This window comes from Rhizobacter sp. P1_G5, assembly GCF_056405435.1.
In genome coordinates this window covers 1-1,774 of record NZ_JBFUCB010000904.1, presented here as the reverse complement: position 1 = coordinate 1,774, position 1,774 = coordinate 1, and the positions used below count along the sequence as shown (strand labels likewise).

Annotated in this window: 1 protein-coding gene; it reads left to right on the top strand. The window is 69.6% G+C overall.

Features of this window, described 5'->3' with window-relative positions:
• Nucleotides 1-1,774 (top strand): sodium-translocating pyrophosphatase (locus AC1D12_RS32560; RefSeq protein ID WP_477845270.1); only part of this gene is annotated, 1,774 nt, incomplete at both ends.

The following is a 1,774-nucleotide window of genomic DNA, read 5'->3' as shown; positions in this document are numbered from 1 at the left end:
CTTCCTGCCCCTCACGACGGCAGTCGGCTTCGTGCTCGGCGCGCTGCTGTCGGGCGCATGCGGCTTCATCGGCATGAACGTGTCGGTGAAGGCCAACGTGCGCACCGCGCAGGCCGCCACGCAGGGCATGGCGCCGGCGCTCGACGTCGCGTTCAAGGGCGGCGCGATCACCGGCATGCTGGTCGTGGGCCTGGGCCTGCTGGGCGTCACGATCTTCTTCCTGTTCATCACCGGCAACGGCACGGCCGCGCCGGAGAACCTGTCGGCGGTGCTGAAGCCGCTGCTCGGCTTCGCGTTCGGCGCGTCGCTGATCTCGATCTTCGCGCGGCTGGGCGGCGGCATCTTCACGAAGGGCGCCGACGTCGGTGCCGACCTGGTCGGCAAGGTCGAGGCCGGCATCCCCGAGGACGACCCGCGCAACCCCGCGGTGATCGCCGACAACGTGGGCGACAACGTCGGCGACTGCGCCGGTATGGCCGCCGACCTGTTCGAGACCTACGCCGTCACGCTGATCGCGACGATGGCGCTCGGCGCGCTGATGGTCACGCAGGCGCCGATGCAGGCGGTGATCTACCCGCTGGTGCTGGGCGGCTTCTCGATCATCGCGTCGATCATCGGCTGCAGCGTCGTGAAGGCGACGCCCGGCATGAAGAACGTGATGCCGGCGCTGTACAAGGGCCTGATCGTCGCCGGGCTGATCTCGCTGGTCGGCTTCTTCTTCATCACGAAGTACGCGATCCCCGACGATGCGCTCGGCGCGGGCACGCAGATGCGGCTGTTCGGCGCCTGCGTCGTCGGCCTCGCGCTGACGGCCGCGATGGTGTGGATCACCGAGTACTACACCGGCACCGACTACAAGCCGGTGCAGCATGTCGCGCAGGCCTCGACCACCGGGCACGGCACCAACATCATCGCGGGCCTGGGCGTGTCGATGCGCTCGACCGCGTGGCCGGTGATCTTCGTGTGCATCGCGATCCTGGTGTCGTACCAGCTGGCCGGGCTGTACGGCATCGCGATCGCCGCGACCTCGATGCTCAGCATGGCCGGCATCATCGTCGCGCTCGACGCCTACGGGCCGATCACCGACAACGCCGGCGGCATCGCCGAGATGGCCGGCCTGCCTGACAGCGTGCGCGACATCACCGACCCGCTCGATGCGGTGGGCAACACCACGAAGGCTGTCACGAAGGGCTACGCGATCGGCTCGGCGGGCCTGGCGGCACTGGTGCTGTTCGCCGACTACACGCATGCGCTGGCGGCGCGCGGCATGACGGTCAGCTTCGACCTGTCGGAGCCGCGCGTGATCGTCGGCCTGTTCATCGGCGGGCTGATCCCGTACCTGTTCGGCGCGATGGCGATGGAAGCCGTCGGCCGCGCGGCCGGCGCGGTGGTCGAGGAGGTGCGCCGCCAGTTCCGCGACATCAAGGGGATCATGGACGGCAGCGGCAAGCCCGAGTACGGCCGCGCCGTCGACATGCTGACCACCGCGGCGATCAAGGAAATGATCATCCCGAGCCTGCTGCCGGTGGTCGTGCCGATCGCGGTCGGCATGCTGCTCGGCCCGGCCGCGCTCGGCGGGTTGCTGATGGGCACCATCGTCACCGGCCTGTTCGTCGCGATCTCGATGTGCACCGGCGGCGGCGCCTGGGACAACGCGAAGAAGTACATCGAGGACGGCCACCACGGCGGCAAGGGCTCGGACGCGCACAAGGCGGCCGTCACCGGCGACACCGTCGGCGACCCCTACAAGGACACGGCCGGCCCGGCGGTGAAC